At 30.8% G+C, this 26,411-nt stretch carries 20 protein-coding genes; 8 read left to right on the forward strand and 12 right to left on the reverse strand.

Annotated features, from left to right (window positions below):
• Window positions 1–142: 142 nt before the first annotated feature.
• Window positions 143–3,610, reverse strand: coding sequence for a S8 family serine peptidase (locus tag Q1A46_RS10955; protein WP_299678119.1), 3,468 nt, complete (start codon window positions 3,608–3,610; stop codon window positions 143–145).
• A 187-nt stretch (window positions 3,611–3,797) separates the two neighbouring features.
• Between Q1A46_RS10955 and Q1A46_RS10960 the strand changes: the two genes are divergently transcribed.
• From Q1A46_RS10960 to Q1A46_RS10985, 6 genes are read left to right on the forward strand one after another with little or no spacing between them, the layout of a single operon-like run.
• Window positions 3,798–5,456: an ABC transporter ATP-binding protein gene (locus Q1A46_RS10960; protein ID WP_299678121.1), complete on the forward strand. Its 1,659-nt coding sequence runs from the start codon at window positions 3,798–3,800 to the stop codon at window positions 5,454–5,456.
• Between the two features lie 59 nt (window positions 5,457–5,515).
• Window positions 5,516–6,532 carry a sugar nucleotidyltransferase gene (locus Q1A46_RS10965; RefSeq protein WP_299678123.1) on the forward strand — a complete coding sequence of 339 codons (1,017 nt, stop codon included), beginning with the start codon at window positions 5,516–5,518 and terminating at the stop codon, window positions 6,530–6,532.
• Window positions 6,510–7,490, forward strand: a complete 981-nt coding sequence (locus tag Q1A46_RS10970; RefSeq protein WP_299678125.1) for a lipopolysaccharide assembly protein LapB — start codon at window positions 6,510–6,512, stop codon at window positions 7,488–7,490. The genes Q1A46_RS10965 and Q1A46_RS10970 overlap by 23 nt, the downstream gene beginning before the upstream one ends.
• Before the next feature lie 3 nt (window positions 7,491–7,493).
• On the forward strand, window positions 7,494–8,267 hold the full coding sequence (locus tag Q1A46_RS10975; RefSeq protein WP_299678128.1) for a DUF4292 domain-containing protein: 774 nt from the start codon (window positions 7,494–7,496) through the stop codon (window positions 8,265–8,267).
• Window positions 8,267–9,475, forward strand: a complete 1,209-nt coding sequence (locus Q1A46_RS10980) for a murein hydrolase activator EnvC (protein ID WP_299678131.1) — start codon at window positions 8,267–8,269, stop codon at window positions 9,473–9,475. Before Q1A46_RS10975 ends, Q1A46_RS10980 begins: the two co-directional genes overlap by 1 nt.
• Window positions 9,476–10,531, forward strand: a complete 1,056-nt coding sequence (locus tag Q1A46_RS10985; protein WP_299678134.1) for an AI-2E family transporter — start codon at window positions 9,476–9,478, stop codon at window positions 10,529–10,531. It begins immediately after the preceding gene.
• Here Q1A46_RS10985 and Q1A46_RS10990 read toward each other — a convergent pair.
• Together Q1A46_RS10990 and Q1A46_RS10995 are read right to left on the reverse strand one after the other, a co-directional pair.
• On the reverse strand, window positions 10,512–11,021 hold the full coding sequence (locus tag Q1A46_RS10990; protein ID WP_299678137.1) for an acyl-CoA thioesterase: 510 nt from the start codon (window positions 11,019–11,021) through the stop codon (window positions 10,512–10,514). The two genes, Q1A46_RS10985 and Q1A46_RS10990, sit on opposite strands and share 20 nt — an antisense overlap.
• Before the next feature lie 71 nt (window positions 11,022–11,092).
• Complete coding sequence (locus Q1A46_RS10995; protein WP_299678140.1) at window positions 11,093–12,007, reverse strand: SPOR domain-containing protein; 915 nt, start codon at window positions 12,005–12,007, stop codon at window positions 11,093–11,095.
• Between the two features lie 106 nt (window positions 12,008–12,113).
• Here Q1A46_RS10995 and dprA point away from each other — a divergent pair, with 106 nt between their 5' ends.
• The gene (dprA, locus tag Q1A46_RS11000) at window positions 12,114–13,211 is read left to right on the forward strand and encodes a DNA-processing protein DprA (protein ID WP_299678143.1); all 1,098 of its coding nucleotides are present in this window, start codon (window positions 12,114–12,116) and stop codon (window positions 13,209–13,211) included.
• Between the two features lie 32 nt (window positions 13,212–13,243).
• Here the strand turns inward: dprA and Q1A46_RS11005 are convergent, their stop codons facing one another.
• Together Q1A46_RS11005 and Q1A46_RS11010 are read right to left on the reverse strand one after the other, a co-directional pair.
• Window positions 13,244–13,807 (reverse strand): nucleoside monophosphate kinase, encoded by a 564-nt coding sequence (locus Q1A46_RS11005; protein ID WP_095068722.1) that lies wholly within the window; start codon window positions 13,805–13,807, stop codon window positions 13,244–13,246.
• Window positions 13,808–13,857: 50 nt separating this feature from the next.
• Entirely contained in the window at window positions 13,858–14,838 is a 981-nt protein-coding gene (locus Q1A46_RS11010) for a hypothetical protein (RefSeq protein WP_299678161.1), read from the reverse strand.
• An 84-nt stretch (window positions 14,839–14,922) separates the two neighbouring features.
• Here Q1A46_RS11010 and Q1A46_RS11015 point away from each other — a divergent pair, with 84 nt between their 5' ends.
• A complete protein-coding gene (locus tag Q1A46_RS11015; protein WP_299619211.1) occupies window positions 14,923–15,984 on the forward strand; it encodes a hypothetical protein in 1,062 nt (353 codons plus the stop codon).
• 7 nt (window positions 15,985–15,991) lie between these two features.
• Here the strand turns inward: Q1A46_RS11015 and Q1A46_RS11020 are convergent, their stop codons facing one another.
• The 7 genes from Q1A46_RS11020 to Q1A46_RS11050 all read right to left on the reverse strand — a co-directional run bounded on the left by Q1A46_RS11020 (window position 15,992) and on the right by Q1A46_RS11050 (window position 26,323).
• Window positions 15,992–16,852 (reverse strand): DMT family transporter, encoded by an 861-nt coding sequence (locus Q1A46_RS11020; protein WP_299678164.1) that lies wholly within the window; start codon window positions 16,850–16,852, stop codon window positions 15,992–15,994.
• A complete protein-coding gene (locus Q1A46_RS11025; protein ID WP_299678167.1) occupies window positions 16,845–17,579 on the reverse strand; it encodes a protein phosphatase 2C domain-containing protein in 735 nt (244 codons plus the stop codon). Before Q1A46_RS11025 ends, Q1A46_RS11020 begins: the two co-directional genes overlap by 8 nt.
• A 40-nt stretch (window positions 17,580–17,619) precedes the next feature.
• The gene (locus Q1A46_RS11030; protein ID WP_299678170.1) at window positions 17,620–18,969 is read right to left on the reverse strand and encodes a TlpA disulfide reductase family protein; all 1,350 of its coding nucleotides are present in this window, start codon (window positions 18,967–18,969) and stop codon (window positions 17,620–17,622) included.
• 80 nt (window positions 18,970–19,049) lie between these two features.
• Window positions 19,050–20,381: a TlpA disulfide reductase family protein gene (locus tag Q1A46_RS11035; RefSeq protein ID WP_299678173.1), complete on the reverse strand. Its 1,332-nt coding sequence runs from the start codon at window positions 20,379–20,381 to the stop codon at window positions 19,050–19,052.
• 158 nt (window positions 20,382–20,539) lie between these two features.
• Complete coding sequence (gene mfd / locus Q1A46_RS11040; protein WP_299678176.1) at window positions 20,540–23,941, reverse strand: transcription-repair coupling factor; 3,402 nt, start codon at window positions 23,939–23,941, stop codon at window positions 20,540–20,542.
• A 118-nt stretch (window positions 23,942–24,059) separates the two neighbouring features.
• Window positions 24,060–25,202 (reverse strand): DUF3800 domain-containing protein, encoded by a 1,143-nt coding sequence (locus Q1A46_RS11045; RefSeq protein WP_299678179.1) that lies wholly within the window; start codon window positions 25,200–25,202, stop codon window positions 24,060–24,062.
• Window positions 25,199–26,323 carry a hypothetical protein gene (locus tag Q1A46_RS11050; protein ID WP_299678193.1) on the reverse strand — a complete coding sequence of 375 codons (1,125 nt, stop codon included), beginning with the start codon at window positions 26,321–26,323 and terminating at the stop codon, window positions 25,199–25,201. The genes Q1A46_RS11045 and Q1A46_RS11050 overlap by 4 nt, the downstream gene beginning before the upstream one ends.
• Window positions 26,324–26,411: the final 88 nt, after the last annotated feature.

The raw sequence follows: 26,411 nt of genomic DNA on the forward strand, positions 1-26,411 counted from the left end.
TGAGTTCGCTTTTTCTTGGGTACAGTGTTATTCATAAAATAAGTCTAAATTGTGTAAACTTATTTCAGGACGGGACAATAAAACAAAAAAAAGCTCAAACAAAAGTTTGAGCTTTATGATTGGTTGTAAATAATTGAAGGGTTTATCTTTTAACCAATTTAGTGTTTAATTTTTTATCTCCTATACTAACTTCAAGTATATACATACCAGAGTTTAATTTAGAAACATTAATTCTTCCATTTGTTAATTCACCATTTTGAACAGTTTGTCCAATTGTGTTAACAATTCTATATGAACTTAACGCAGCTCCTTTAGTATTTATTTTTACTTCAACAAAACTAGTTGCTGGATTAGGATAAGTAGCTACATTTATAGCTTCTTCGTTACCTAACGCTTCAGCATCATTAAATGTTGTAAATAAACTTGAACTTGCTGTAGAAGCTACAATATTAATTGTATAATCTTCAACTTCACCATCAGCGAAGTTCTCACAAGCAGTTTGAGCAGCATTGTACTTCATAGATACTCTCATTCTAGTTTGTCCTAAAACAGCGCTAGAAGGCACATCTACAGTTGCAGATAAGTTATTTGCACTAGAAGAAGAACCTGAAACTACTTTTTCACTATCTTCAAATGTTCCATTTCTGTTGAAATCAATCCATACTGCCCAGAATTCTGTATAAGCTTGACCAGAGAATCCTGCACTTACAATCATACTATTTGAACTACCTCTAGCTAAAGTACCAACTTGAGAAGTAAAGTCTGAATAACCACTTCCAGCACCTGTAGCATTTGCAATTCCACCTAACTCTACATTATCAATCCATTCAAATTGAGTTCTATTACCACTAGAAGCACAATAATTAACTGGTGTAGGCGTATCACTATCCGTTGTAAATGTTACCGAACCAGCAGCTGATTCATTTCCAGCGGCATCTTGAGCTCTAACAGAAATTGTATATGAAGTACCAGCAGTTAAACCTGTTAAGTTTGCAGAAGTACCTGTAACTGTTCCTAAACTAGTAGATCCTTGGAATACTTCGTAAGCCGTTACACCTACATTATCTGTAGAAGCAGACCAACTAACTGTAGCTGTTGTTTGTGTAATACTTGATGCTTGTACATTAGAAGGAGCAGAAGGCGCTTGAGTATCTGTTCCAGCATTAACAGCAGTTAATGCTAAATCATCAATTGCAACATCACTTCTCCATCCATTTCCAGTTGTACCTACAATTCTTAATTTAATAGTAGCGCCTAAGTAACTAGCTAAATCTACAGAAGCAGCATTCCATTGGTTACCTTGGTTTCCTGATTGATTCCAAACATCAGTCCAGCTAGCTCCATCATTAGAAGAAACTTGAACTTTTAAAGATCCCATGTTTGTACCATACATATGATTTTGGAATGTAAATGTAGCTGAAGATTTTCCAGATAAATCAAAACATCCACTTTCTAAAATAGCAGTAGCATTGTTTCCTATTTGTCCAGTACTTCCATTAGTAGAAGCTTCTAAGAACATATAGAAAGACCCATCAGCTCCAGAACTTGGTCCTGTTGTACTTGAAGGAGTACCTCCACTATCTCTTACCCAGTCACCATCATCACCACCAACTTGAGTCCAACCATCATTACTTTCAAAACTTTCACTATAAGGTAAAGCTTGACAAGCAGCAGGTGCATTAGTTGTAAATGTAGTAGAAGAACTGTAAGAAGAATTTGTACCATCAGGACACTTACTACGTACTTGTACTTGATACTGAGTAGCAGCAGTTAAACCTGATAAATCTAAAGATGTACCAGATACAGCACTAGTTGTCCAAGAAGTAGTTCCAGCAACTCTATATCTAACATCGTAAGTAGTTCCAGCAACTGCAGACCAGTTTACTGTAGCTCCTGTTTGAGAAACTCCATTTACATTTACTCCTGTAGGAGTAGTAGCATTACAAACTGCTGGAGTTCCAGTTACACCAGTAACGATTAAAGAGAAAGCTTGGCTACCACCAGTTAAACTCCCTTTATGTGTTACTGTAATTGTATATGATCCTGAAGCATTAGCAACATCAACTCTTTCGAATGGATCTACATTATTATCTCTTTTAGCACTAGACGTTGGTCCAGTTAACTCATATGGTAAAAATTCAGAACTTCCTTTAGAAACTCTAATATCTAAATCATTTACTAATACTGGTGTAGTAGAATTTACTGTAGTCACAGCAGTACCTGGTCTATCTGTCCAAGAAATAGAAGCTAATAAAGGACTAGTTCCATCAGAATCTACAGTAATTGTATATGTTTGACCAGAAGTTAATGTTAATTCTTCAATTTTAGAAGCAGCTCCATTAGCAGTAATTGTTTCAGCAGCTCTTTTAGCATTTAAAAGTCCCCATCCGAAAACAGCATCTGGACCAGAAGCACCAGCATCATCAGCTGTATGAAGTGCTAATCCTTTTAAAGTAGCAGCTCTCATGAAATTACCGTTTACATTATTATAATGTTGTTGTAATAAAATCATAGAACCAGCTACGTTTGGAGAAGCCATTGATGTACCTGTAATAGAATTATAAGCTGTATTACTATTATGATACGTAGAATAAACTCCAGTACCATTACCTGTAATATCTGGTTTAATACGGAAATCATCTGTTGGTCCTTCACTACTTGAACTATTAATAGACACAGAAATTAAATTTCCACTAGCATCTACATTAGCATCTTGCGCATTAGCTACTACTAAATTATTTTTAGAAGTTGAATGACCTGTTAATTTATCCCATCCAGAACCTCCTGTTGGGTTAGAGTTTGCTGTATTGTCATTTCCATCGTTACCAGCAGCAACTACCATTAAATAGTTTGGTGCATTAAACATAATTTCATCCCAAGCACGAGACTCATCAATATAACCTCCAAAGAAATATTGAGGTAATTGAACCTGACCTGTGTTAGGGTTTCTTGCAGCAAAACCATAAGAGTGGTTAGAAACTAACATCCCGTTAGCAGCAGCATTAGTAGCTTCAGACTGATCATTATCCCAAAAATAACCAACAGCTTTTGCATGTGGAGCCATACCTTTAGCATCTGCTTGAACACCAGAAGCGATAATTGTTCCTGTTACGTGAGCAGCATGAAAATTTAATGTTGAGCTTCCATCTCCAACAGAAAAACGGTTATTACCTCCAGCTCCATCATATTCTTGGTGAGAAGCTCTAGCAATACCACCATCCCATACGTGAGCAGTCATACCTTGACCCATTAAGTTTAAACCTAATGAACCTCCGTTGTTTAAATGATTTGTTCTTGTAGATCTTGCAGCATCTACATTAAAAGTAGTAAGATAAACAGGTACATCGTTTACAACTCTTTGTAATTGTAAAAACCTACCATCTTTAGTTGTAAGAGATGTTTTCCATCCTTTTTGTTTTGCTATTCTAATAGCTTCTTTTCGTTGTGAATTTTCTCTAGATTCAATAGATTTCTCTATTGTTTGAAGTTTCGTCAGATTGTACCGACTTTGAATCTCCTTAATTTGCTTTTCGTTTTGTGCATTAGATTGTAAACCAAAAGACAACAATCCAGCGAAAAGCAATACTTTTGGAAAGTATTTGTTTTTCATTTTGAAGGGTTATAAAATATAAGGTTCAGATGTTAAAATAAACTTAAACTAAACCTTAAAATTTTGTTAATAGTGCGCCAAATATAATTTTTTTTTATTTTAATCCAAAAAAAACAAGGTTAATTATTTAAAATAGATAGAGTTAACCCCTGTTTTTTAACAATACAATATTTTTAGACGTTTTTTTATGGTTATAATTAAGGATTTTTCAATTTCATTCAAAGGAACTAAAGTAATTAACAATCTTAATTTCAAAATAAAACCTAATTCTATATTAGGAATTGTAGGTGAAAGCGGAAGTGGGAAATCATTAACTTCTTTAGCAATAATGGGCCTTTTACCAAAAAGCGCAGAAATTTCCGGTCAAATTAATTTTATAAATTCTGATTTATTATCACTGCCAGAAAAAGAACTTCAAAAATATAGAGGAAATGAAATTTCTATGATTTTTCAAGAACCAATGAGCTCTTTAAATCCCACAATAACATGTGGTAAACAAGTTGCAGAAATTTTATCTCTACACACAAAATTATCCAAACAAGAAATTAGAGAAGAAGTAATTTCTTTATTCGAAAAAGTAAAATTACCAAGACCAAAGCATATTTACGATAGCTTTCCACATGAAATTAGTGGCGGTCAAAAGCAAAGAGTAATGATTGCTATGGCAATTGCATGCAAACCTAAATTACTAATCGCTGACGAACCTACAACAGCTTTAGATGTTACTGTTCAAAAAGAAATTATTTTACTTTTAAAAAACTTACAATTAGAAACTCAAATGAGTATTCTTTTTATTTCACATGACTTGAATTTAGTTTCTGAGATTGCAGATGATGTTCTTGTTATGTACAAAGGTGAACTTGTAGAATACGGAAATACTACTTCAGTATTCAAAAGCCCGAAAGAAAATTACACTAAAGCATTAATCAACTCTAAACCCAAAGAAAATGTTCGTTTAAAAAAGCTACCAACAGTAAAAGATTTTATTAATGATACAGTGGAAAACAGTGTTTTTTCAAAAGAAGAAAGAAAAGCATATCATGAAAAAATTTACAATACCACTCCTTTTTTAGAAGTTAAAAATCTTAAAAAAGAATTTATTTCTAAATCATTTTTATTTACGAAACCAAATGTTGTTAAAGCTGTAAATAATGTTTCTTTTTCTTTATACCAAGGTGAAACATTAGGTTTAGTAGGAGAATCAGGCTGTGGGAAATCCACTTTAGTTAGAACTATTTTACAATTAGAAAAAGCTACAAATGGTGAAATTTTCTATCAAGGAAAAGATATAACAAAACTCAACACAAAAGAATTAAAACTAATGAGAAAGGATATTCAAATTATCTTTCAAGATCCTTTTTCTTCATTAAATCCAAGAAAAACAGTTGGCGAAGCGATTTTAGAACCAATGACTGTTCATAAAATTCTATCTAATAAAAAAGAAAGAAAAGATTATGTTTTAGAACTTTTTAAAAACGTTGGTTTAGATATTACTCACTATAATAGATATCCACATGAATTTTCTGGTGGACAGCGTCAAAGAATTGGAATCGCTAGAGCAATTGCCTTACAACCTAAATTATTAATTTGCGACGAATCTGTTTCTGCTTTAGATGTTTCTGTTCAAGCTCAAATTTTAAATCTATTAAACGAATTAAAACTGAAATATAATTTCACTTACATTTTTATATCTCATGACTTATCAGTTGTAAAATATATGTCTGATCAACTTATTGTAATGAATGCTGGGCAAATTGAAGAAATTGGTGATGCAGATGAAATTTACACTAATCCCAAAAAAGAATATACTAAGGCTCTAATAAGTGCTATTCCTAAAGGAATTTAACCCTTACATCAAAAAAATTAATATAGTATATTGCGATAGTAAAAAACTAGAAGAATTAAATGAAGATTATTGTTCCTATGGCTGGTGTTGGCTCACGCTTACGCCCTCATACTCTTACCACTCCAAAACCTTTAACGGTTATAGCTGGAAAAACTATTGTACAACGTTTAGTTGAAGATATAAGCAAAGTAATTGATCAACAAATAGTAGAAATCGCTTTTGTTATCGGACCTGCTAAAAAAGGTTTTCCTTCTGATACTAAACAAAAACTAATCGAAATTGCTAATAATTTAGGAGCAAAAGGTTCGGTTTACGTTCAAGAAGAAGCTCTAGGAACTGCGCATGCTATTTATTGTGCTAAAGAATCTTTAAGCGGACCGTGTGTTGTAGCTTATGCTGATACTTTATTTAAAGCTGATTTTACTTTAGACACAAATGCTGATGGAGCTATTTGGGTAAAACAAGTTGAAGATCCAAGCGCTTTTGGTGTTGTAAAACTAGACAACGGATTTATTACAGATTTTGTTGAGAAACCTAAAGAATTTGTATCTGATTTAGCAATTATTGGAATCTACTACTTTAAAGACGGAGATAAAGTTAAAGAAGAAATTCAATATTTAATTGATAATGATTTAAAAGAAAACAATGAATATCAATTAACAAATGTTTTAGAATCTTTAAAGCAACAAGGTGCTAAATTTATACCTGGTAAAGTAGACGCATGGATGGATTGCGGTAAAAAAGATCCAACTGTTGATACTAACAAACAAGTATTAGGATTTGAAGCTGCAGATGGAAATAACTTAGTTTCTGATGATGTTGTATTAGAAAACTCAGAAATTATTCAACCTTGTTATGTAGGTAAAAATGTTGTGCTGAAGAATACAAAAATAGGTCCTTATGTATCTATCGGAGAACATAGTGTAGTAGAAAACGCTACGATAACAAATTCTTTAATTCAAACGAATGTGCAAATAAGTAATGCCAATTTTGATAATGCTATGATTGGTAATTTTGCTAAATTTAATGGAAAATTCACATCAATAAGTATCGGTGATTATACAGAACTTACATAAAATAGAAACTTTAGGAGAGTATAAAAAGGCATTTAAAATCTTACCTTTTCTCCTCTCCTTTTTGTTTTTTACTAATTCTCAAACTTATGCTCAAGACAGTCTTGTATTAGAAGCTTCTGTTTCTGAAAAAAAGCTAATTGAATTTGAGCAATTGTTTTTTGATGCTATAACTTCTAAAGCTATAAACAATCATCAAAAAGCAATACAACAATTAGAAGAATGTAATACAATCATCCCCGATGATAAAGCAGTACTTTTCGAGCTTTCTAAAAACTATTTTGAATTAAAGAAAATTCCTGAAGCTACAGAATATGCAAATCAAGCATTAACTAAAGATCCTGAAAATCTTTGGATTCGTGAACACTTGGTTAAAGTATACAGGAAATCTGGTCATTTTGATAAGGCTATTGAAATTCAAGAAAAAATAGGAGAAAAATTCCCTAAGAAAAGAAGAGAATTAGCTTTTCTTTATTTGATGAATAATGAAAGATCTAAAGCAAAAAAACTTCTTAACGATTTAGAAAAAGCAAAACTTTTAGATGGTCGTTTACGTAGATTAAAAAATCAATTGGAGAAAGTTAACAAAATTAAGCGTTCGATTAAAAAACCTATTGTAAAAGAAGATTTACAAACTGCATTTAACAAAGATAAATCGTTTAAAAACTTAACTTCTCTTTTAAAACAACTTGAAAAAAACAAGAGCAATAAAGATTTACTTTTATATAGTGAAAAAGGTTTAGGCTTATTTCCTGCACAACCTTTGGTATATCTTATGAATGGCATTGCGTTAAATAATACTAAACAATTTAAAAAAGCTATAGAAACACTTAAAAATGGTATTGATTTTGTTATTGATGACAGAAAAATGGAACAAAAGTTTTATGTAGAGTTATTAAAAGCTTACAAAGGAACTGGAGATACCAAAAACATTAACAAATACCAGAAAAAAATTAAGTAATCAATGAAAAAAGTATACTTTATACTTACCACATTAATTATCGCAACTTTAAGTTCTTGTAAATCTACTAAAGAAACTACAAGCACTTCTGCGATAAAAAACTTATCTGCAAGAAAAGTAGTTAAAAGGCATTTAGCTTCTAATTTTGAAGGAAATACCATCGACGCAAAATTAAAAGTTAAGTACAAAGACAAAAAAGAAGATATTGGTTTTTCAGTAAAAATGAAAATCAAAAAAGATGAAGTTATTTGGTTAAAAGGAACTAAAATTATTACTGTTTTTAAAGCTAAAATAACTCCAGAAAAAGTGAGTTTTTACTCGCCATACAAGAAAAATTATTTTGAAGGTGATTTTAGTATGCTAAAAAAACTTTTAGGTTTTGATGTTAATTTCAAACAACTTCAAAATATGTTACTGGGTCAGGCCGTTCTAGATATATCTGAGAATAAACAAAAAGTTGATATTGTAAATCGCTCTTATCAACTTCATCCTAAAAAACAACCTTTATTATTTGATATTTTTTATCAAATACACCCCGATCACTATAAATTAAAAAAACAATATTTAGTTAATCAATTAAAAGAACAGCGATTAGATATTGATTATACTGATTATATTAAAAAGGATGATTTATTATTTCCTAAAAGAACTGTAATTACAGCTAAAGAGAAGAATAAATTTACCAACATTAATATAGAAGTTAGATCTATTAACTTCAATACTAATTTAGAAATGCCATTCAGAATACCATCTGGATATAAAGAAATTAAATTATAGTGAAAAAGCTTTTTTACATATCTATTTTAAGTTTTTTATGTGTTTCTCTTTCATCTCATGCACAAGGAAGAAAAGAGCTTGAAAAACGCCGTAAAAAGATAAATAAGGACATAAAAAAGATCAATTCATTACTCTTTGAAACCAAAAAAGAAAAAACAAATGCTTTAGATGACTTAAAAGATTTAAGTCAGAAAATTACTGTTCGTGAACAACTTATTGAAACAATTCGGTTAGAAACAGAAGAATTAAATAAAGAAATTAAGCAAAACGAAAAGAAAATAACTGTAAACAATACAGAACTAAAAAATTTAAAAGCCGATTATGCTGATATGGTTTTTAAATCATACAAGAGTAAATCACAGCAAAGTAAAACCATGTTTTTACTATCTTCTGAAGATTTCTTACAAGCTTATAAAAGAATAAAATATATTGAGCAGTATAAAAGTTTTAGAAAAAAACAAGCTCAAAAAATTATATATAAAACTAAAGAAATAGAACGCTTAAATGATTCTTTAACTAAAAAAAAGAATCAGAAAAAAGTTTTAATTAATACAGAAACTAACCAGAAAAACAGAATAGAAAGCGAAAAAGAAGAACAAGAAGAGTTAGTTAGTAAAATTAAAAATCAAGAAAGTAAGTATAAGCGACAATTAAATAAAAAAATTAGAGAAGAAAGGGCAGTAGCTAAAAGAATAGATCGAATTATTAGAGCTGCTATTGCAAAGGCTAATAAAGGAAAGAAAGGGAAAGCAAAGAAAGGAGAGTTTTTATTAACTAAAGCTGAAAAAACTTTAAAAGCCAAATTTGAACAAAATAAAGGTAGACTTCCTTGGCCAATTAATGGTGTTATTACTAGAAAATTTGGTAAACAACCCCACCCAACATTCAAATCAATAACTATTAATGGTACTGGTTTGCATATTAGAGGTAAACAAGGAGATGATGCAAAGAGTATTTTTAATGGTAAAGTTTTAAGTATTACCAAAACAGATAAAGGAACAAAAAGTGTTATGGTTCAGCATGGAGATTATATTACTACATACTCTAATCTTAGAACTGTTTTTGTGAAAAATAATCAGAATGTTACTACAGGAACTCCAATTGGTAAAGTATTCACTAATAGAGTTACAGGAAAAACTGAATTACTTTTTGTATTGTCTAAAAACACCCAAAAACTAGATCCTGCAAGATGGATTAAATCAAACTAAATGAATAAAGCATCTAATTTTATTATAGTTACAACAGCAATAATTGCTGTTTTAGTGATTGGAAAAGGAATTTTAATTCCGTTCATTTTTGCTGTTATTTTCTGGTTTTTTACAAGAGAAATTAGAAAACTTATCTATAAAATTCCTTTTGCTGAAAAATTCATCCCAAAGTGGATTAGTAATATTTTGGTGTTTTCTATAATTATTTTAGCCTTTGGTTTTATTTCAGAAATTGTAACCAATAGTGTAACAGATGTTACAGAATCATACACAAAATATGAACCTAATATCGAGCGAATTATCACAGATTTAGGTAATTATTTGAATGTAGATCTTTTAACATCGATAAAATCCGTAGTTGGAGATTTTAATTACGGATCTGTTCTTGGTGATGTTGCCAATGGTGTAAGCGGAATATTAGGAGACACGTTTATGATTATCATTTATGCTTTATTCTTATTTCTTGAAGAACGTTCTTTTGTAAAAAAGATCTATATGGTCTTCAGTAGAAATAATAATTACGAGAGTATTCAAACAATGATTGATAAAATAGAAGATTCTATTTCTAATTATTTACGATTAAAGACCTATGTAAGCATTTTAACGGGTGTTTTAAGCTACTTTGTTTTACTTTTTGTTGGTGTAGATAGTGCGCCGTTTTGGGCCTTTCTAATCTTCTTATTAAACTACATTCCGACCGTAGGTTCGTTAATAGGTACACTTTTCCCTGCAATATTTAGTTTATTGCAGTTTGGAGATTTTACTCCGTTCTTAATTATTACCGTTGCTGTTGGAATAATTCAAGTAGTTGTAGGAAATGTAATCGAACCTCGCTTGTTTGGTAAATCTTTAAACTTAAGCCCTTTAGTAACTATTTTATCTTTATCTGTTTGGGGCAAAATATGGGGAATAACAGGAATGGTATTATCAGTTCCTATCACTGTAATAATGATTATCGTGTTCTCTCAGTTTGAAAAAACAAGATCTATAGCAATTATGCTCTCAGAAAATGGTGAAATAGATAAAATTACGAAACCTAATCAAACAAAGCTTTAAGTTCTGTAGCTTCCTTTGGTTGCATTTTTCCTGCTAAAATTAAACTTAATTGCTTTCTTCGTAAAGCTCCATCAAAACGTTGTTGTTCTAACTCAGTTTCTGGTTTAATTTTAGGAATTGGTACAGGTTTACCTGTTTCATCTACGGCTACAAACGTATAAATACCTTCATTTACTTTCGTTTTTTCACCAGATTGACGGTCTTCTATCCAAACATCAACAAAAACCTCCATAGACGATGTAAAAGCCCTAGAAACCTTAGCTTCTAAAGTAACTACACTTCCAACTGGAACTGACTTGGTAAATGCTACGTGATTTACAGAAGCTGTTACAACAATTCTTCGAGAATGACGACGAGCAGCAATACTACATGCTCTATCCATACGAGCTAATAATTCTCCTCCGAAAAGATTATCTAAATAATTCGTTTCTCCTGGTAATACTAAATCTGTAAGTACTGTTTTTGATTGTTGTGGTGTTTTAGCTTCCATCTCTAAAATTTGCCGCAAAGATAATTAAACCCTAAGAAAGGATTTTAAATTTAATCAAGAAAATATAGGATTTACTTTACAAGAATCCAAGCATCTTTAGATGCTTGCTCTCGAATAGTTTCAATAGCTTCTTTTGCAGCTTCTTTAGAAGAATAACTAGCTACAGAAACTTGAGTAAGACCCCATTGATTTTTTCCAATAATCTTAGCATTACTATATCCTTTTTGCTTTAATTCTGCTATTTTCTTTTCTGCATTCTCTTCTAATTGAAAAGCTCCTGCAATAATGAAAACAGTTTCCTTATTTTCCTTAGTAATGTCTAAACTTATTGTTGGTAATTTATCATCAATAACAAAAGTAGCTTTCTGAATTTTCTCTTCTACTAAATTTTGTTCTGCTACTAAATTATCAAGGTTACTTTTAGGTGCAAATTGTTGAAATACAGCCGCACCAGCTAAAAGTATTGCAGCCGCTGCTGCGTATTTAGTAATTCTAAATGGCTTATTTGTAGTTTGTTCTTCTTCTGTAATTTGCTCTTCATCAAAAGAAGTAACCGTTGGTAATGGTATTACTTTTTCTTCTTTTTCAATTATAGGATAACTCACAGATGAGAAACCAAAAGAACTCGTAAGGAAGTTTGTAGTACTTTCTGGTTTAAATACTAATTGATCTTCTTCATTTAAGACTAAAGTACCTACTTCATTAATTTCTAAAGCTCCAACTTTTAAAGCTGTTTTCCATTCAGTAACAGTCTCAGAAATTTTAGCTACAGCTTCTTCAAATGAAATATTTAAAATCGAAGCTACTTCATTTGCTAACAAACCATCGTTATGTTGCAACTGAGCATTAAAAGAAATCTTCTTTGTAGGTGGGTAAAAAACACCATCAACTAACTGAGTTGTAGTTGTGTTTGTAACAAATCCTCCAAAGTTCGGAACGATTACACAATCGTAACGATATAATAATTCCTTTATGTAGCTTCTCATCATCATAAGTACAAAGTTAACTTTTTTGTTGATTTAAAAAAAGTATATTTGTGTTTAGTAGACTAGATTTTTTAAAATTTTGGTCTTCTAAATTAAGAAAAAGAAAATGCTAGAAAAAGAACTATTGGCTGTATTGCGTTTACAGTCAACACCAAAAGTTGGTGATATTATATCAAAAAAATTGATACGCACGCTGGGATCTGCATCGCAAATTTTTAAAGAAAAAAAATCTGCTTTACTTAAAATCGATGGAATAGGAGAGTACATTGTTCAACATCTTCTCAATGAAAAAACACATCTATTAGCCGCCAAAGAACTTGAATATATTCTAAAACAGAATATTTCTTATTCGTATTGTTTCGATGCTGATTATCCTAAGAATCTACAAAATTGTACAGATGCTCCATTACTATTTTTTTATGACGGAAAATTAAATTGGAAAACTGATCGCATTATTTCAATTGTTGGTACTCGAAATATGACAAACTATGGAAGAGAGTTCTGTAGAAATTTCATCGAAGATATTGCTAAGTACAATCCTTTGATTGTAAGCGGGCTTGCTTATGGTGTTGATATTTGCGCACATCAGGCAGCTATTGATTGTGATTTACAAAATATCGCTGTTTTGGCTCACGGACTTAATGAGATTTATCCGAAAAGACACAAACAGTTTTTACCGAAAATCATGAATAATGGTGGAATTATTTCTGAGTTTTGGCATAACGAACAACCTATGCGTGAAAACTTTTTAAAACGGAATAGGATAGTAGCTGGAATGTCTAAAGCAACAATTATTATAGAATCTGCTGAACGGGGAGGAGCTTTAGTTACCGCAGATATTGCTAATTCCTATCATCGTGATGTTTTTGCAGTTCCTGGAAAAGTAACAGATTATTATAGTAAAGGTTGTAACAACTTAATAAAATCGAATCAAGCACATTTGTTAAGTTCCGCTGAAGATTTAATAAAAATGCTGAATTGGGATGTACAAGAAAAACCTATTGTTAAACAGACAGAATTATTCGTTAATTTAAATGAATTAGAACAAAAAGTATATGATTATTTATTAAAAAACGGCAAACAACTCTTAGATGTTATTGCATTAGATTGTGAGATTCCGGTATATAAACTATCGTCGTTATTACTTCAAATGGAATTAAGAGGAATTATAAAACCTTTGCCAGGAAAAATGTTTGAAATATAAAAAAAGTCTCTTTTTTAAGAGACTTTTTGTTGTTATATACTTGCTTTAATTCGTGCTGTAATTTCTTCTATTGAACCCATTCCGTCGAAAGTTGCCACTTCTAACTTTGTTTTCATGTAAGCGATTGCTGGCTTTGTAGTTTCTTCGAAAATTCGAATTCGTTTTAAATGCGTTTCTGGATCTTTATCGTCTTCTCGATTTGAAGTTTCTGCGCGTTTCTTAGCTCGAAGTAGTAATTCTTCTTTCGGAACTTCAATATCAATTACCTTTTCAATACTCAATCCTTTTTCTGAAACTAAAGCTAATAGATCGTCCATTTGTGGAATTGTTCTTGGGTATCCGTCTAAAATAATTCCTTCTTCAGATCGATTTTCATCTAAAATTTGACTGAACAATGTTTTCATGATTTGATCTGGAACTAAATCTCCTTTCTTTTCATACTTGGATAATTCTTTACCGATTTCGGTTCCTTGTTCTTTTTCCAATCTACAACGATCACCTGTAGAAATGTGCTTGTAGTTTAAAAGATTCTTTAAAATTTCACACTGTGTTCCTTTTCCAGAATACGGTGGTCCTGTGATGATTAAAATTTTCATCTTTTTAATTTCTATTTCAATTGTTTATCTACAAATGTACTTATAATGTGTTACTCGACAATAAAGGTTATTGGAATTGTATAGCGAACACTTACATTTTTTCCGTTGTGTTTTCCTGAAATAAATCGAGGTAATTTTTCAAACAGTTTTTTGAGTTCTTCTTTGAGAGAAGGATGCGGTGCTCTAGTTTCAATATTAGTTACAATACCTGAACTATCAATTGTAATTCGAGCATACATTCTCTTTTTACCTTGGGATAATCCTAAGTTTTGAGTAGTTGAAAAATCAAAGTTTTTTTTTACAAATTCATTCATCTTTCGTTCAAAGTTCTTTTCCCATGTTTCATTTGCCCTTTTAACAACACCTTTAAATTTTGGTTGTTTTTCTACAAAACGAAAAGAATAGAATTTCTCTTTGTTTTCTTCTGCAGGAGTTATAATTCCAACTACAGGCTCTATTTCATCACTTCTTTCAACATAATTTGTATCGACAACATCTCCAGTGGTTTCAATAACAATCTCTCCATTATCTATAATTGGTAAATCTCCTAGAATTATAAGGTCATCTTTTTTCTCTGGAGGTGAGGGACAAAAAGTAGGTTTCGTTTTAAGAGAATCTTTCGGATTGAAAACTGCTAAGGAATCTATTGTTTTTTCAACTTTAGTGAGACTGTCTATTAACGTTATTTTCTCTATTTTTTGAGTTTTATGTTCCGTTTTACAACTAAATAATGTTGTTCCCATCGCAATAAGTAGCGCTAGAAAAAACAGTTTTTGAAATGATAAATTCGTATTAAAAACAGTATCTGGTAACTGAATTACAATAGAATCTAATTGCTTTCTGTAGAAATGACCACAAACTCTTTTTCCCTTATTTTCTGTAAGATATTCTTGAATTTCCTTTGTCGATTTTTTAGTAAAATCAACTACAGTTTTAGAGCAAGAAGCACAAAATCTTCCTTTATCATTTGGAGTCATTTTTTGCCAGTTTTCATGGCAAGGTTCTGGAATAGTAATCTTGTAGTTTTTCATAGTCATTTAGCTTTTCGTTTTGGTTGCAAATACTATTCCAAAAAATCTTCATTTAAAATACTTACATTTGAAAAAAACACCCCAATGGAGCATTCAGAAGAAAAATTAATGTCGAAGAAAAAACCTGCTTTTCCTATCAATCATTTTCTAAATGATTACTTGATAGAACACAGCAGAAATATTAAGATTCCGATTTTTTATGAAGATTTACTTCGTTTTCAAGGCTCTGTTGTTGTGTATGATAAGAACGATGAAGATACACTTTGGGTGCGTGTTTATTTCTCTGAATTCGACCGACAAGAAATTGATTTGAGTTTGAAGAAAGTCTACAACATTTTACACTCCAACGGTAACGAAGACAATATTCAGTATTTAAATATCGATGCTGTTGATTATTGTACTTTTGGAAACTCAAAACCTTTCCGTGTGAAAGTGAGAAACGTTTTAAATGATAATTACACCTATTTCTACGTAAAAAAAACAGATGCTTCACGTGTTTATGGTTTAGAATTAGAGCATATTTTATCGCCATACAATCTTAACTTTTTGGTGTATAAAGACACTTTAATTGAAGAACATATTGCAGGAATTCCTGGAGATACATTTATTAAAGAAATTTTACCGAGTTGTACTGAACCTCAAAAATCTCAAATTGCCAAAGAGTTTGTAAAGTTTAATGAACGTTGTATGATTCGTTTATTAGGTGATATGCGTTCTTACAATTATGTGATTGTTCCTACCCACGATTTTGATAGTGTGGTATATAAAATTAGAGCAATTGACTTTGATCAGCAATGCTTTGAAGGAAAATTTAAAGTGTATTATCCGCAGTTTTTTAAAGAAAATTACCCGATGGTACAATTGGTAGGAGATAAGCTTCAAGAAAATTCTATTGAGCAATATAAGCTGGAAGAAAGATCGATTGTAGCTAAACGTATTTTATCTTCTGAAGATCGTTTAAATGAATTGATTTTCTGTATGAAAAATGATGAAATTTCTAATGATGCAAACATCGAACAGTTAAAAATGCAGATTCATGATTTTACGAAAGATATTTCTTTTAAAAAGAGTAAAAACATGGGGGAAGTTCTTGAAAGTGCGTTGGACTTTGTTAGACGAAATTATGAAGATGTAACTATGCGATAATTCGTGTTTACTTTTTCTTACTTCGAATACTTTCAATAACAACGGTTGCTAAAATTAAACTTCCACCGATTAATGTATTCATATTTGGAATTTCATGTAAGAAAATGAATGCTAGAATAATTCCGAAAATTGGTTGTACACTACTAATAATACTCGTAGTTGATGCTGTAAAAAACTGGAGAGAATACACCATTAAACTATGTCCGATTGCTGTAGTTAAAAAAGCCAACAATAGTAAATATGGCAACTGACTTTGTACACCAGAAATATCCATAAAAAATAGTGTAGGGAAGAGGCAAACTGAAATAATTACGGTTTGATAAAACATTAAAACTACACCGTTATACTGACTAACATAACGTTTTAAAATCAAAATTCGAATGGCATAACACAATGCTGAAATTACTCCGAAAATCATACCTTGAACGGTTGTGTTTTCAAAAGTAAAATCTGGTGATAAAATGTATAATCCGAGTAAAACTAAAACCCCTAGAACAATATAAATCGGATTGAACTTCACCTTTAAAAAAACCGGTTCTAAGAAAGCAATAAGAACAGGGAATGTATACAAAGACAACATTCCTACTGCAACATTAGACAATTTTAATGCATAGAAATAGGTAATCCAATGGATTCCCATGAAAACACCTGCGATAAGAAATGGTAAAAAATGACTTTTAGATTTTAACGATAACGGTTCTTTTTTAATTTGTAAAAACACAAACAAAATTACCATAGCAAAAGCTGCTCTAAAAAAGATAATTACTTCAGAAGGCATGGCAATATATCGACCTAAAACTCCCGAGGTACTAATAAAAAAAGTAGCTAAAAGTAAGCCTAAAACTTTTTTAAAATGTGAGTTATTCATTTGTGTAACTTTCTATTTTAATAATCGCAATATCATCTGTAGGAACATAATCAAAGTTTCTTTCTAAAATCTTAATTTTCGACTTTAATGTCATTGACTTTTCTTCATGTAAGAGAAAACTAATAATTTCATCTTCAGACTTATGCGCTTTGCTATTTTTTAAGTTTTTAAAAGCAAAAATTCCATCTGTGGCTAAACTAAGCGTTTTAAAATTAGGAACCGTAATTTTTTGTGTTTGATTATGATACCAATTATGGAAAGAATCTTTTAAATGATATGCTAAATAGTTTGGTTTATCATTACTTTCAAAATCATAATGTTTTTGATTAACAGTAACTAAGCCATCTCCAGCTATTAAAATTTCTGTTTCTTTTGTTTTTGTATTTACAATAGCCAAAATTAGAGTAGAAAGTAGTTCATAAACATCTAGATCTAATAGGTTTTTAATTACTTTTAGTTCATTAAAAAATTGTTCGGAAATAGTATATAATTTATCCGATAATTTCGTTTTTTCTTTTGTGATAAAGTCTTTGTGGAACTCTTTTTTACTGATGTTTCTTAATAATTTCCCGAATAAAATTGAGGCAAAAACAGACTCATTTCCAGATGAGCAACCATCAAAAACAGCCACTAATCTTTCATGATCAGCTGTATTCTCAATAAGTAAAAAGTCTTCGCAATGATTGGTGTGAAATTCACCTATTTGAAGTATATAATCTATGTGCATTCCCTGCAAAATTAAGGAATGACTTTTAACTACTATAATTTTACTTTATAAAAATCTTATTCAAGATTTTTCTTGTTTTTTTACTATTGATTTTCAATTTATCATTTAAAATTTTTCCTTTGTCTGATAACAAAACTACTGTTGGAAAAGAAGAAATATTATAGGTTTTCACAAACTTTCCTTTAGATCCATTGAAAAATAAATGTGTTCCTTTTTTATTCGTTTTTTCAACGATACTTTTCCACTTTTCAAAATCCTCTTTTTTATCTACAGAAATATTTACAAAAACGATATTATAATCGTGGTAATCATCTTTAAGTTTTTCAATGGTTTTAAAATCTTCGACACAAGTTTCACACCACGAAGCCCAAATATTCATTAGAATATAATTGCCTTTGTATTCTGAAAGTTTTACTTCCTCTTCATTTTCTGTTAGAAAATCGAACTTAGATAAATTTTTAGACGCTTCTACCAAACGAACCTCATCATATTTCACTCTTGCCTCAGCAATTAATTCTAGTGTAGAAGAATTCGATTTAATTAAGCTGTAATAGTCTCTTGTTCTTTTTGGAGTGTCTTTACTCATTAATTCAAATAAACTCTCTAAAACACCTTGTTTTAAAGCGTCAGTACGAATTGACGATAAGATATCTCGCATCATTTTTAGATTCTCCGCATTTTCAAGATCTTTTCGCCATTTTAGAATACTTAACTCTGCGTAAGAGTTGTATTTTTCAAAAAGATGATCGGTATCGAAATGAATATGACTTAGTGGTTCTAAAAACCTTTTTGAAGGATAAATACTGTCTTTAAATTGATAGAAAGATTTGGCGTCTTCAAACCTTAGTAAATCTAAAGAATAACCAAACTGAAGATTTTTCATTTCTTCATCAACAAAATCTTTATCTAAATTTCCAGAAAATAAAATTCCATAGAGACCTTTGTAATATCCGTCGATTTTACGGAGATACGCATTTTCATCTCCTTCATAAAATTCACGATCGAAATACTTTCTTGTATTAGCATTTCCATTTAAACGCGAAGCGTTTTTTTCTGATAAAAACTTATTGATTGAAGCTCCTTTACCAGAAAACTCCATTGAATTTCTAAAATCTTCAGAGTCAAATTTTATAGTAAGTTCATGTTCTGGTTTTATATACAGAACTACTTCTTCATCTTCTTTTTTTAAGTAGTAATATCCTTCATCTAAACTTATTTTTTCTAATTCGAAGTTTAGTTCTTTAAGTGTGATGTTTCTTATCACTTCATTTGTCACTTTTCGAATCGAAAAAGTGCTTCCAATGGTATCATTTTCTATATTAAAAAATATCTTTTGTCCAAATAAACTAGTAATACTACATAGTAATAAACAAGTAACTATTTTTTTCATAATCATTACGTTACACCGCTACAAATTAACTCATTTATCTTTTTATTAAGCAATAAATATGCCTAAAATAAATCTTTCTATTATTTTAAAAGCTTGTTTAAAAGCTGCTTTGTTTTTTCTTGAGATGGTTTGCTTAAATGACTTTCTACGATTTTTCCTTCAGGAGAAATTAAAATAAAACGAGGAATCGAACTTACACCAAAATCACTCACAAACTCAGAGTCGAAAGCGTTATCTGAAAACAACTGAACTCCATTTAATTCTTTTTCATTTAACATCTTTTTCCAAAGGTCGTATTCTGTCTTTTCATCTACTGAAATTCCTACAAAAACGATGTTTTTATCTTGATATTGTGTGGCCAACTTTTTTAAATGTGGTACTTCTTTTAAACATGGAGTACACCATGTTGCCCAAATATCAATAAACACATACTTCCCTTTAAAATCTTTTAAGGATACATTGTTTCCGTTTTTATCTTTAAAAGTAAATCCAGGTGCCTTTTTACCAATTGCTGTAGATTTTACCTTATTGTATTTCTTTCTTGCTTTGCTGACAAATTCTTGATTTGGAACATACTTTTTGATTAGTTCATAGTAAAACTTCGACTTTTCTGGTGTGTCTGAAATTCGATATAACGCATCTACAATTACATCAACAAAAATTTGATTGGTTTTAATTTTTCTGAACGAAGATTCCATTTCCTTAAAACTCGTCGCTTTTTTTAATTCTTTCTTCCATTTGTTAGATGCTAAACTCTTGTAAGACGGATAAATACTATACAATTTTGCGTCGTCGTAATACACATCTTTTAACTCACTAAAGAAATCAGCATTTAACTTGGGGTCTTTTCCTGTACGATATTTTACTGCATGTGGATAGTAAAAAACATCATTTAAATAATTGAACTGTAAGTTTACCAATTCGTGTTTTCTAAAACTCTCGTCATCTACTTTATTTAATAATCCTTTTAGCTCTTTATGAATCGCTCTAATTTTAGATAAATACTCATTTTCACTTCCATTATAAAAGCTTTCAGCATCTTTCCAACGTTCTTTTAACAACTTCTTTTTTGCTAACAGATAATTATTTACCTCTGCACCTTTACCAGAAAAACTTATCGTTTTATTAAAATCTTTTGCATCAAAATTTACTTCTAAATTAAAATCTGGTTTTAAATAGATGTAAGTTGAATTACTATTCTTTCTTAGTAGAAAATATCCCTCAATTCCTCCAAGATCTCCAGTATTAAACCTTGTTCCTTGAATTGGTATTTTCTTTACCATTTTCTTATGAATATTTCTTAATGAAAGGGTTACATCTTTTGAAGCGTTTTTTGCGTTTCCATAAATCGACTGACCAAATATTGATATCGTACAAAATGCTAAGCTTAAAATTGTTATCGTTTTTTTCATTCTTTTCCTTTTTTCTTTTTGAATTTGACGACAAATGTACATATTCTTTTTTTTCAGGTGTTTATAACGGATTTTAAGTGCTGTGTTCGACTACCTTTTTACTACATACAAGGAATAAAAACAGATGTCTTCGAATACCTCAGACACCTACTTATATATTATACTTTTTGTAATGTTTCTAAAGCTTTTTTAACTGTATCGATCTTAATAAATGTGATTAATAATCGTAAACCATTTTTGGTTTGTTTTTCTTTCATCACACAGCTTTTAGAGTTGTGCTGTACATACTTCAACATTTTGGTAAATGCTTCTGTTTGATAGAAATCACTTTGCTGATCGGATACAAAATACCCAATCATACGTTTTTGTTTTAGAATGATTTTCTCTAATCCTAATGATTTTGCTAACCATTTGATACGAACAGAATCTAGTAAATCTTGAACTTGAGTTGGATATTCACCAAATCGGTCGATTAAGTTGGTTTCAAAAACTTGTAATGTTTCTTCCGTTTCTAATTCACCTAATTGTTTGTATAAATTCAAACGTTCTGTGATAGAATTCACATAATCATCTGGGAATAAAATCTCGAAATCAGTATCAATTTGAACTTCTTTTACATATTCTTTCGGACCAGCATTTTCATCAACAGGATATAAATCTTTAAATTCATTTTCCTTCAGTTCTTCAATCGCTTCCTTCAGAATTTTCTGATACGTATCGAAACCAATATCATTAATAAATCCACTTTGTTCTCCTCCTAATAAATCTCCAGCTCCACGAATTTCTAAATCTTTCATGGCAATATTCAATCCGCTTCCTAATTCAGAAAACATTTCTAAAGCCTGAATTCGTTTACGCGCTTCTTCCGTCATCATATGATACGGCGGCGTAATAAAATAACAGAATGCTTTTTTGTTCGAACGTCCTACACGACCACGCATTTGGTGTAAATCTGACAACCCGAAGTTATTGGCATTATTGATAAAAATCGTGTTGGCATTCGGTACATCTAATCCACTTTCAATAATTGTGGTAGACACTAAAACATCGAACTCTCCGTTCATAAAAGCCAGCATTAATTCCTCTAGCTTTTTTCCTTCCATTTGTCCATGCCCGATTCCAATTTTTGCTGAAGGAACCAAACGTTGTAACATTCCGGCAACTTCTTTAATATTCTCAATTCTGTTATGAATAAAGAAAACCTGACCTCCACGTGAAATTTCATAGGAAATCGCGTCACGCATGGTTTCTTCCGACAAACGAACCACATTGGTTTCTACTGGATGACGGTTTGGTGGTGGTGTTTTTATCACTGATAAATCACGCGCTGCCATTAAACTAAATTGTAACGTACGCGGAATTGGTGTTGCTGTTAAGGTTAATGTATCTACGTTTTCCTTAATGGTTTTTAATTTATCTTTTGCTGCAACTCCGAATTTTTGTTCTTCATCAATAATTAATAAACCTAAATCTTTGAACTGTACATTTTTGTTCGTTAATTGATGTGTTCCAATCACAATGTCTACAGATCCATCGGCAATACCTTCTAAAACACCTTTTTTCTGTTTTGCGGTACGAAAACGGTTTAAGTAATCTATTTGTACAGGAAATTGTTTTAAACGCTCAGAAAATGTCTTAAAATGCTGAAACGCTAAAATTGTAGTGGGTACTAACACCGCAACTTGTTTTCCATTGTCTACAGCTTTAAAAGCAGCACGAATCGCAACTTCTGTTTTTCCGAAACCAACATCACCACAAACTAAGCGATCCATTGGTTGGTCTTTTTCCATATCAGCCTTTACATCTTGCGTTGCAGAAAACTGATCTGGTGTATCTTCGTATAAAAAACTCGCTTCTAACTCATGTTGCATGTGCGTATCTGGACCAAAAGCGTGTCCTTTTTCTAATTTACGTTTTGCATAAAGTTTGATTAAGTTAAAGGCAATTTCTTTAACTCGAGTTTTCGTTTTTTGCTTGATTTTCTTCCACGCATTCGATCCTAGTTTAAAAATCTTTGGTGGTTTTCCATCTTTTCCGTTGAATTTAGAAATCTTGTGTAACGAGTGAATACTCACATACAAAATATCGCGATCGCCGTAAATTAATTTAATCGCTTCTTGCTTCTTTCCTTCAACATCGATTTTTTGTAATCCTGCGAATTTTCCAACTCCGTGATCGATATGTGTTACATAATCTCCTTTTTCTAAATTGGTTAATTCTTTTAGTGTAATCGATTGTTTTTTGGCGTAACCATTTTTCAGTCGGAACTTATGATAACGTTCAAAAATTTGATGATCGGTATAACAAACTATTTTCTGATCTTCATCGATAAATCCTTGATAAATCGGAAAAACTACGGTTTCGTAATGTACCTCAACATCGGCATCTTCAAAAATATCGTGAAAACGCTGTGCTTGTTTTTCATTGGCACAGAAAATATAGTTGGTATATCCTTTGGAATGATGAACGTTTAGATCTTCGATTAATAAATCGAACTGCTTATTAAACGATGGTTGTGAACGGACTGAAAACGAAATCTTACCGTCACCCTGAACTTGTTTCAGGGTCTCACCTGAGTGAGCAGGACTTTGATCTGGATGAGATGCTGAAACAAGTTCAGCATGACGCTTGTCCAAATAAGCCACCGTAAAATCTTGTAATTGATTTTTAATCAATGTTCCGTCGCAGAATAATTCTGATGGTTTTGAATGTTTTATGTCTTCTGACAGTTTTTCAAACTCTACTTCCGCTTTGCGGAAAAATTTATCGAGATTTCCAGTAAGTAAATCCTGATTTTTAATCAGTAATACCGTTTTTGCCGAAATATATTTTAAAAAGCTTTCTCGTGATTCTTGTAATGCCTTGTTTTCTACATTTGGCATAATACTCACTTTGGTGAGTTTTTCTTTCGACAGTTGTGTTTCTACATCAAAAGTTCGGATGCTGTCGACTTCGTCTCCAAAAAATTCAATTCGATAGGGTTCGTCGTTTGAGAATGAAAACACATCTACAATTCCTCCACGTACTGAAAACTCTCCAGGTTCGGTAACAAAATCGACACGATTGAAATTGTATTCGAACAAAACTTCGTTGATAAAATCGAGTGATAAGTTTTCACCTTGATTTACCTTGAGTGTGTTTTTTTCTAGCTCTTTTTTCGTCACTACTTTTTCAAATAAAGCAGTAGGATACGTAACAATTATCGCTGGTTTTTTTCGTGAATTGATACGGTTTAGCACTTCCGATCGTAACAATACATTGGCGTTGTCAGTTTCTTCGATTTGATACGGACGACGATACGAACCGGGATAAAACAGTACGTTTTTTTCTCCCAGCAATTGCTCCAAATCGTTTAAATAATATGCTGCTTCTTCTTTGTCGTTACAAATAAATAGAAAAGGTTTATCGGCAGTTTTAAAAGTTTCGGATATCACAAAAGACAACGAAGAACCGACCAAATTCGATAATTGAAAGTGGTTTTTTTCTTGTTGTAAGGCCTGTTGTACCAAAGCTACCTTTGTAGCATTTTGGTAGTAGTTTACAATGGTTTGCTTACTCAACGGTAAAAATTTTGAGCAAAGATACGGAGTTGATTATAAAGTTGAAAAATCGAAAGACTTTAAAAAGAGGATGTTTAAAGGACTCGAATACTAAAAGAATCATGTTTTATCTATATCACTAACCCTTTTTTTCTATTAATTCTTTTAATTTCTTGTATTCTGAGCCTTCCAAAATATCATATTGATTTGTTGTCGCAAGTAAAATTGCGTTTCTACATTCTTCTATTCTCCTTAAAACTGGTAAAACAATGTTCTTTCCATGATTAATGTATTTTTTCATATCGCTTGCGGAAGTTGGAATTTTATAACCATCTCTACTGCTTGCAATCAAAATTCCTTCATCTCTTAAGTGACCTATGATTTTTGAGCTAAATTGCTCTTTACTTAACGGTTTATGTCTATTTACACTCAAATGGTGAACAAATTCTGCAGCTGTTGTAAACTTTCGTGGATGATTTGATTGATGATATAAAAGTAGTAGTTTAAGAAAGTTTATTCTATCTCGATTATCAATTGTATTTCCTCTTGTTTTATCAATAAAGTCAAATGCTCTGTTCAATCCAAGGGTTGCAATCGTATTATCATATTCACTAAATGTTGCTTTTTCATTAAACTCCTCAGATTTATATTCTTTAGGAAATTGATTTAAACTAATTAGTTTGTCATTAATTAATTCAGCAAACTCAGATGATTTATCAGATTTTTTGAGTTCGTCAAATATATAACCTAAAGTTCCAGCCATCATATCTGCTAATTGAACTCCAAGATCATTATGGCTTTTTTGAATTTGAAAATCTGAACCTGTAAATAGATTTCTAATATGATTTTTTTCAACATATTTTTTAAAACTTCGCATAAAATCATTTCCACCATGTTCATCAACTCTCAATTCCAATTGTGGAAATGTTCGATAAAGTTCTTTATAAAGAATTCCATTTAAAAATTTATAAAATGACTTTTTATATTTAAATCCCTCTCCATACAGTTTTCTCTTATCTATAACAACTGCATAAACAGAAAAGTTAACCTTTTTAAGTTCTCTTAAAATGATGATTCTGCGATTATGATTATGTTTTACCTTACTGGATTTAATTTCTCCCGTTTGAAAAAAACGTTTTCTTATTTCCTCAAGTTGAACTTGTATTTTGCTCAATTCATCTTGATTAATTATTACACTAGCAATAATAAAATGACTCCCTTGATTTTCAAAATCGAATGAGTTATTTCCAAATTCGTCTGCAAATGCTATTACTTTCTTCATTTTTTTAAATGTAGGATTAAACTTGATAAAATAATTCCGACCTCAAATAATTCGTTACAGGCTCTAACATATTCTATTAGATTTATTTTTTTTTCTGTACCTCCTCCTTTTCCAACTCCTAAAATTATTTCGTGTGTATCTGAGTTAAAAGTGGAATTTTTGTGATGAGTCCCATTTCTAAGCCATGGAAAGTAAAATTCTGTCAATTGTTTCAGGTTAGGATTTGATTGAAAATTTGTTCCTCTACCAGCTTTATCTGTTTTCAAAAATTTATCTAACGTAAACCCTGGAGTGTTGAATTGATCAAAATCCCGACCCTGTTTGATGTTATTTATCATTGTCGGAATAGTTAATAAATCTCCAACTATTTCATATAAATCACCATATACTGATTCTATGTCTTCCCAATGAACATTTGCGGTCATATCTGATGTTAATTCCCAACCATATTTTTGATGAAATATAGTACTCTGAAAGTTTTCTGAATGTCGCATATAGACATTGCATAGAGCATATATTTGCTTTATTAATTTATCCTCATTATTAAGGTAATTTTTAATTTCTGAACTATCAATAGATAAAAATTCAGTATTAATCTTTTCAAAAATATTATCTTTTTTTCCTCTTATAAAAATTCCTAGCCATTGATGAAATTCATCTGAAAAAACATCAAAATCTATATTTTTCAATCTTTTAAGTTCGTCTTTATTTTTTTTAGCGACGATACGTAATAAGGGTTCTATTTTTATCCATTCACTATAAAACTGAGACCAAATATATTGTAGCTCTTTAAATTTAAATATGTCAGCGTTAGAATTATTTAATTGTTGAAATAATCCCATTGTTTGAAATAAGGAAGGATCGTTTAAACGATCTTTATCAGTAGGAATTTCAGGATGTAAATTGACAACTTTAACATCCTTTTCAAAGCCTCCATTTTCAATAAATCTACAACCTTCAATAATTCTGTCTTCTCCTTTACTTTTAAATCCAATTTTTATCTTTTTAGAACATTCTGTACATTGAAAAGATGCTGATTGAGGAAAATTATTTCCCATTCCATATCGAATTCTGTAGTTTTCAGAACAATCTACACATTCAATAATAAAACTTATTGTCATTGTTAATTTAATTATGGATAACGTTTTTTATATTAAAAAATTCAATAAATATCAACTGTAGAAACAGTATATGAATATGAATAGTTTT

This window comes from uncultured Tenacibaculum sp., from assembly GCF_947502995.1.
Lineage (GTDB): Bacteria > Bacteroidota > Bacteroidia > Flavobacteriales > Flavobacteriaceae > Polaribacter.